The organism is Mycobacterium sp. (assembly GCF_032162605.1).
Classification (GTDB): Bacteria; Actinomycetota; Actinomycetes; order Mycobacteriales; family Mycobacteriaceae; genus Mycobacterium.
Window position 1 is genome coordinate 1 of the sequence record NZ_JAVROT010000464.1, and the last position, 7,745, is coordinate 7,745.

The following is a 7,745-nucleotide window of genomic DNA, read 5'->3' on the forward strand; positions in this document are numbered from 1 at the left end:
TTCGTCGCGGCATTGTCTTCCGACGCCGCCAGCGACAAACCGAAGAAGTAGCCGGCGTGCGCAGGCTGGCGGCGTCGTTTCGCTGGTGCTGCTGCTGGGCTGCTGCGCGAACACCGTCGACGGCGCCCGGTCGGCGGCGACGGCACTGAAGATCCTGCCCACCGACGACCGGATCACGGATGCAGTCGGAAACGGGTTGAGCACCTCCGGTTTCCAGCCGTTCGTCGGCGGCCCCGAGATTCTGCCCGACGGGTTCCGGACCGATGCGGAGGCGTCGCCGATCGCCTGCATCGGCGTCACGGACACGACGATGCGGGTGGTCTACGAAGCGACGCCGATGGTGGAGGCCGCACGGCAGAGTTACTTCACCTTGGACCAGCACGTCGCGGCAACGGTGTCAACGCTTTCGGCGACGCTGCACACCCACCCTGGCCCGAACGGCCCGACGTCGTCGTATACGCGCGTGCTCGGCGACCGTGCCGACACCATCGTCGAAGTCTCGCTCGCCGTCCCTGCAGACGGCGACCACGGGCCGCGCGCTGAGGCGGCGGCCCAGGCGATGCTCGACAAGGTTTGAACCAGCCTGATCGCAATTGCGCGTCGGCAGCTCGATCAACGCATATGAGCGAATAGCTGCTACCTGCAGTGCTTTTCACCATTCACACAGGATTCGTCTTCAACCGCGGCGTGAGTTCGCGACTGGAAGGCTTCGCCCAAATCCACCAGAGTGGCGGTTGCATGGTTGACCTCGAAGCTACCGGAGCCTTCATGTCCGTAACCGCGTCCGATGGTTTCTACACGCCGGCTCCCGACGATGTGCCTCGGCACAGTCGATGGCCGTGGGTGATCGTCGCGGCGGGGGCGGCGGTGATCGTCGTCGGCGGAGTCGCGTTCTCCGGCGGCGCAGCCGATTCCCCACAGGACCGCACCGGGCCAACCCGGGTCGCGGGTTCGGGGTCCGTGGCGACCCGATGATTGGGTAGCCAGCCGTCGGACACACTGCCCGGCAGTCGGTTTCAGATCGCGTCGCGTCTAACCGGCGACACCTCGCCGCAGTCTTCCTAACGTCGTATCGTGACCCGTGGCCTACATCTGCTGCTGTTCGGCAACACCCGTTCCGCTGGGCCGTGGCGTCATCCTGCCGTCGACCACAGCACGGAAGGGGTGCGGCGCAGTCTCATTGAACGCGCCCGCACCGCCGAGCGCGGCGGCTTCGATGCGCTGTTCTTCGCGGACGGCCTGAACTACGGCCCGCCCGCGACGTGGGCGTACAAGACCACGGAAGACTTCGAACCGCTGACCTCCGCGGCGGCGTTGTCGTCAGTGACCGAGCGGATCGGCTTCGTGTTGACTGGTTCCGCGACCTTGCAGCATCCCTACCACCTGGCCAGGCAATTCCTCTCGCTCGATCACCTCAGCGGTGGGCGGGCCGGTTGGAACCTCGTGACGAGCTTCGCGGCCGCAGCCGCACACAACTTCAGCGCACGGGGCGTGGTGGAACACGACGAGCGGTACCGCGTCGCGGAGGAGGCCATTGACGTGGTGACCAAGCTGTGGGACGGCTGGGGTGAGGACACGATCGTCGCGGACCGTGCGTCGGGAGTCTTCAACGACGTCAGCAAGATCCACGTTGCCGACCACCACGGTCGTTACTTCGACGTGGCGGGGCCGATCGGTGCGGCCCGCTCACCGCAGGGTAGACCAGTGGTCTTCCAAGCCGGATCGTCTGGCACCGGAAGCGCGTTCGCCGCCAGGCACGCCGAGGTGATCTTCACCGGGCAGGGCAACCGCGCCAAGGCGGCCGACTTCTACCGCTCGATCCACGACAAGGCGCGGGCCTTCGGCCGGGCCGTGCCCCCGTTGATCACTCCCTCGCTGCGGTTCGTCGTCGGGTCGACCGAGGAGGAGGCGCAGCGCACCGAACGCACCGCATACGAGTACTTCAGCCCGGAGTACCAGGCAGGGTGGCTGCTCGAGGTGGACGTCGACGTCACCGGCGCCGCCCTCGACGGGCCGGTGCCGGCTTCCGCGTTTCCGACCAGCACCGAGACCCACCAGACTGCGCTGGCCGGCTACCGTGCGCTGGCCGAGCAGACCGCGACGGTGCGGGAATTCCTCTACCGCACGGTGAATGGCTGGGGCGCCGCCGTCGTCGGCACACCCGAGCAGCTCGCCGACCAGATCGAGGACTGGTTCCACACCAGGGCCTCCGACGGGTTCGTACTCGGTGACTCCGGACTACCCGGTCAACTCGACCTGTTCGTCGACGAGGTGGTTCCGCTGCTCCGCAAGCGCGGACTGGTCCGTCACGAGTACGCCGGACGAACACTGCGCAGCCACCTGGGCCTCGCGGTACCCGAGCGCATCGAGGTGCCCGCGTGAGAATTCAACCGTTCGTGTTGTCGGCGTTCACCATGTCGACCGCGTCGCACGGCAACTTCGGCATGTGGAGGCATCCCGCCGACCGCACGTCCGAGTACACCGACCTGCGGTACTGGACGGAGTTGGCCACGCTGCTCGACACAGGCGGATTCGACCTGCTGTTCATCGCCGACGCGGTAGGCCAGCTGGACGTCTTCGGTGGCGACGCGTCGGCCGCGCTCGCCCGCGGTGTGCAGACGCCGGTCACCGATCCGCTTCTGGCCGTATCGGCGATGGCCGCTGCAACCGAGCGGCTCGGGTTCGGCATCACGGTGTCGACGACCTACGAGAGCCCGTACCTGCTGGCGCGAAAGTTCAGCACACTCGACCACCTCACCGGCGGCCGGATCGGGTGGAACATCGTGACCTCGTTGCTCAAGAGCGCCGCTCGCAACATCATCGGACGGGACCGGCAGGTCCCACATGACGAGCGCTACGCGATGGGGCAAGAGTTCGTCGACGTGACCTACAAGCTGTGGGAGGGCTCCTGGGAGGACGACGCAGTCATCCGCGACCGCAGGCACGGCGTGTACACCGACCCGACCAAGGTGCACCCGATAGCTCACGTGGGCCGCTACTTCAACGTGCCCGGCGCGCACCTGGTGGAGCCGTCGCCGCAACGCACGCCGGTGCTCTTCCAAGCGGGCACCTCCACGGCAGGGCGCGAGTTCGCGGCCCGAAACGCAGAACTGGTCTTCGCCAGTGATCCGCGTCCAGACGTGCTGCGCGCCAACGTCGATGACATCCGACGGCGTGCGGTAGGCCACGGTCGCGATCCGCACTCGATCAAATTCCTCACCTCCGTCGAGATCGTCACAGAAGCAACCGATTCCGCGGCCCGGGCGAAGGCCGACGAGCTCGCCCGGTATCACGACCTCGATGGCGGACTGGTGCTGCTATCGGCGCTGAGCGGCGTCGACTGGTCGACCTACGGGGTGGACCGTCCGATAGAACAGTTCGACACCGACGCCAGCCGTTCGATTCTGGCGACCGTCCAGACCTCGAAGCGACTGACACTGCGCGACTACGTGGGCGGGCTCGGGGGATTCGGCGGCGAGTTGTTCGTCGGATCTGGAGTCACCGTAGCGTCGGAGTTGGAGGCCTACGCGGAGCGTTCGGGAGTCGACGGATTCAACATCGCCTACCACGTGACACCCGGTAGCTTTCACGACGTCGCCGAGCACCTCATTCCCGAGTTGCGGCGACGAGGCCGGGCGGCTGACCCCGGAGCGCCGGTGACGTTGCGGCAGCGGATCTTCGGACAGGACTCGATCCGGTTGCCCGATGATCACCCGGCGGCAGGATACCGACGATAAGAATCTCAACGAGCGGATTGCTGCCGGATCCGGGTTGGTTGCGGCAACGTATTGGTTAAGTCAAGTCTGCGTTAATCATAGGTGTGGCAGCTTATTACGCCCACACCGCGATGGCGCGCGTGTGAAGGGCGGCAATCATGGCGGCACCGGTGCGTTCGAAAGAATCAGTAGCGGTATCCCTTTCGGGCCGAGCGTTGAGTTCGGCCGAGGACACCGGGTTGGAACGTGGCGCACTTGGGCCATGGGGCGTGTTTGCCCAGGGGCTGGCGGCGGCCGCTCCCAGCGTTGCGGTCGCAACCGTGCCGTTCTCGTTGTTCGTGGCCGCGGGCAAGGGGGCGGCGTGGGCTGCGTTGGTCGGGCTGGTCATCACCGTGCTGTTGGCGGCGACCATCAGCTTCCAGGCCAAGCGCACGGTGTCGTCGGGCTCCCTGGGGACCTATACGGGCAATGGATTGGGCCCCGGATTCGCCTACGCCGCAGGGTTCAGCCTGTTGCTCGGCTACATCGGCTTCGCGACGACGGGAACGCTGGGCGGCGTGCTCTACCTCGATGCCTTCCTCGAGTCGATCGGGTTGGGTTCCGAGGCAACGTGGTTCAAATTGCTACTGGTTGCAGTGATCGTTGCGGCGGCGGTCTATCTGCCGTATCGGGGAGTGGCGTTGACCGCCAAGTACGAACTGGTCTTCGAACTCCTCGCGATCGCATCCATCCTGGTCATCATCGTCGGCTCGTATGTCGCCTACGGCTTCCGGATCGACTGGCAGCAGTGGAATCCCGCGCATTTGGGTTCCAGCGCCACGTTCATTGCCGCCGTGACAGCAGTCGGGTCCTATGCCGGGTTCGAGAGCGTCGCCTCGCTCGGCGCCGAGGCAAAGGACGCGCATCGCAACATTGCCCGGTCACTGCTCCGAGTGGTGCTGCTGCTCGGTGTGCTCTACGTGTTCGCGACGTATCCGCAGATCCTGTTCTTCAACCAGATCAACGGCGACAAGGCCGTGCTACCGCAGTTGGCGGACAGCGCTGGCGTCGGCTGGGTCAACTATGTGGTGAGCGCCGCCGTGGCCGTCGCGTTCATCGTCTTCGTCACCGCGGTGACGACGTCCGCCGCGCGATCGCTGTTCACCTTCGCGCACGAAGGCGCGCTCCCATCGGTGTTCGCGAAGGTGCACCCCACCCACAAGACGCCATGGGTTGGCGTCGTCTTCGTCGGCGCACTGGCACTGGTGTTCTCGGTCGTGGCGACGTTCAGCTCGGTAGGACGACTGGTCTTCGACGTGTACGGCGGATACGTCGCCACGTGGGGCTTCCTGATCGCCTATCTTCTCGTGGTCATCGCCACGCCGCTCTGGTTGGCCCGAATCAAGGCGCTCACGCCGCTTCGCCTGACGGTGTCGGTCGCGGCGGCACTCGGTTTGGGCTACGTGATCTTCAGCAACTTCTACCCGGTGCCGGAGTTCCCGTTCAACATCCTGCCGTTCATCTATGGCGCAATCCTGCTCGCCGGACTGGCGTGGTACGGCTACCTGCGTTGGGCGAAACCCGAAGTGGCGGCGCGCATCGGTTCGATCCAGACGCTCTCCGAAGAAGAACGGCGTCGGCTGGTCGACGCAGGCATCGTCTCGGTTCTGGGCGACCAAGCCCGTGCCGACGGCGAGGATCCCGACGCGTCCCGCGAGAAGGAGTCGGTCGCACCGTGACGCTGATCGAGGACCGCGGGGTGGGGAACTGGTCGGCCACCGCGGCCACCACCCGGGATCATCCCCTCATCGCCGACTTCCTGGCCACCACGGGCGGATTGGGCGGGCGCAAGTTCGCGGCCGACTCCCGCGACGTCGCGGAACACTTAGGCGGTGGCTATCCCGGCGGGGTCACCGTTTTGCGGGATGAGTCGGGCAACGTTCGCGGCTATACCCTGTTGCGCACGCCGCACGGCGACGAACTCGGCGCCGAGTTCGTATTCGACCCGAACACCCCGCCCAACGTGGTGGACGGGCTCGTCGAATCGATCGTCGCCCGCTTCCACGCCGAGACCGCCGATTTCCCGGACGCCTACCTGCGGGCGATCATCGGCACCGACCAACGGCCGGCCATCGAGGCGCTGATCGAGCGCGGCGCCAGCCGAGAAGCCGAGTTCGTCCGCACCCGTAAGCCACTCGAGCACGAGAACGTCGTCGAACTGGCCGCCGCAGCCAGCTCCGGTCTGACGGTGTTGAGTTGGCCGGAGCTCGTCGATCGCGGACTGACCGAACAGGTCCGGCGCCTGCAGTACGACACGTTCCTCGAGCACTTCGGGAACATGTCGAAGTCCCCGGAAGCGTTTCATCATCACGTCAACAGCCGCTCGTTCACACCGGATTTCAGCATTGCCGCCGTAGACGAGTCAGCGGACGTGGTGGGTTACGTGCTCGGCTCCACGTTCTCCGCGGGAGCCGCGCCCGACGACGAGCGCAGCGCACACACCGACTACATCGGCGTCCGCAGCGACCAACGCAAGCGGGGGATCGGAGAACTGCTGCTGCGCAAGATCTGGCTTGCGGCCCTGCGCCGTGGATTCACGGTCGCCTCGCTGGGCACCGACATCGACAACCGCAGCAAGGCGCACCTGCTGTACCGCACACTCGGATACGTATCCGTGCAGAGCCAATACGCCTACCGGATCGACGCGGCAGCAAGGAATCACCTTCATGAGTGACGACAAGACGTACCTGCGGCTGCCCACTGCCTCCGACGACGATCTGTTCTCCCAGTTTGGTCCGACCTTCGAGTTCGTCGCCGAGCGAAACGTGGCACGGGAACGCGACCGCGAGTTCCCGCACGAGCAGGTGCGCTGGCTGAAGGACGCCGGCTTCGGAACGTTGCGAATCCCCAAGGAGGACGGCGGGTTCGGAGCATCCCTGCAGCAGACCTTCGAATTGTTGGCCGAGTTGGGTGCGGCCGACCCGAACGTCGCGCACATCTTCCGAAATCACCTTGCCTTCGTCGAGGACAGGCTCAACGCGCCACGCTCGGCCAGCAACGACATCTGGATCAAGCGATTTCTGTCGGGTGCGTTCGTCGGCGGCGGCTGGACCGAGGCGAACAACGTCACGCTGGCCAACATCGTTTCCACCGTCACGCGCCGCGATGATCACTGGGTCGTGACGGGCGCGAAATACTATGCGACGGGCAGTCTCTACGCCGATTGGCTCGACGTGCTGGGCAGGGATGACGACGGCACACTGAGGACCGCGCTGGTGCGCGCCGACGATCCCGGAGTCGAACTCGTGGACGACTGGCGGGGTTTCGGCCAGCGCACCACGGCCAGCGGGTCTGCGCGTTACCACCAGGTGCGCGCCGACGACGGGGACTCCTTTCCGGCCGCGGACCGCTTCGGCTATCAGGCGCACTTCTACCAGCTGGCGATGCTGTCGGTGCTGACGGGGATCACCCAAGCGGCACTGCGCGATGGCAGCGCGCTCCTGAAGGCCCGCGGCCGCAACTACCCGCAGGGGCTGACAGAAGTGCCGTCTGACGACGCTCAGCTGCTACAGGTCATCGGACAGGTGTCGGCCGAAGGCTTCGCCGCGAGTGCAGCATTGACCGCCAGCAGTCGCACGCTCGACCACATCGTCGAGGCTCGCGTCCACGGCCGCGAGACGCTCTTTGCTCGACTCGTCATCGACGCAGAAGTGGCGGTGTCCCAGGCCCAGCTGGTGGTCATCGACGCGGCCCTGCGGGCCACCACCGAGATCTTCGACGCACTCGGCGCGTCCGGTGTATCCGAGGACAATGCGCTCGACCGGCACTGGCGAAACGCGCGCACACTCGCGTCGCACAACCCGCGCGTCTACAAGGCTCGGATCCTCGGCGACTGGCTGATCAACGGCAAGACGCCGGTGGCCAACCTGGCCGCGCTCGGCCGCGGCGGTCAGGGCAACTGAAGCTCAGGCCAGCCCGCGGGCCCACCGAGCCCGCCACCGACGTCAGGACGCCGCGGCCAGCGGTGCGACGCGGGCGCGCCTGATCAGT

At 66.3% G+C, this 7,745-nt stretch carries 6 protein-coding genes and 1 pseudogene; all 7 read left to right on the plus strand.

What is annotated here, in order from left to right:
- Nucleotides 1-577 (plus strand): annotated as a pseudogene (locus QOI01_RS25755) (hypothetical protein); the annotation flags it as partial.
- 191 nt (nucleotides 578-768) lie between these two features.
- The gene (locus QOI01_RS25760; RefSeq protein WP_526386006.1) at nucleotides 769-975 is read left to right on the plus strand and encodes a hypothetical protein; all 207 of its coding nucleotides are present in this window, start codon (nucleotides 769-771) and stop codon (nucleotides 973-975) included.
- A gap of 99 nt (nucleotides 976-1,074) precedes the next feature.
- Nucleotides 1,075-2,382 (plus strand): NtaA/DmoA family FMN-dependent monooxygenase, encoded by a 1,308-nt coding sequence (locus QOI01_RS25765; protein ID WP_526386007.1) that lies wholly within the window; start codon nucleotides 1,075-1,077, stop codon nucleotides 2,380-2,382.
- A gap of 2 nt (nucleotides 2,383-2,384) precedes the next feature.
- Nucleotides 2,385-3,737: an LLM class flavin-dependent oxidoreductase gene (locus QOI01_RS25770; protein ID WP_526386011.1), complete on the plus strand. Its 1,353-nt coding sequence runs from the start codon at nucleotides 2,385-2,387 to the stop codon at nucleotides 3,735-3,737.
- A 137-nt stretch (nucleotides 3,738-3,874) separates the two neighbouring features.
- Nucleotides 3,875-5,434, plus strand: coding sequence for an amino acid permease (locus tag QOI01_RS25775; protein ID WP_526386008.1), 1,560 nt, complete (start codon nucleotides 3,875-3,877; stop codon nucleotides 5,432-5,434).
- The gene (locus QOI01_RS25780; protein ID WP_526386009.1) at nucleotides 5,431-6,429 is read left to right on the plus strand and encodes a GNAT family N-acetyltransferase; all 999 of its coding nucleotides are present in this window, start codon (nucleotides 5,431-5,433) and stop codon (nucleotides 6,427-6,429) included. Before QOI01_RS25775 ends, QOI01_RS25780 begins: the two co-directional genes overlap by 4 nt.
- Nucleotides 6,422-7,657, plus strand: a complete 1,236-nt coding sequence (locus QOI01_RS25785) for an acyl-CoA dehydrogenase family protein (protein ID WP_526386010.1) — start codon at nucleotides 6,422-6,424, stop codon at nucleotides 7,655-7,657. Before QOI01_RS25780 ends, QOI01_RS25785 begins: the two co-directional genes overlap by 8 nt.
- Nucleotides 7,658-7,745 lie beyond the last annotated feature (88 nt).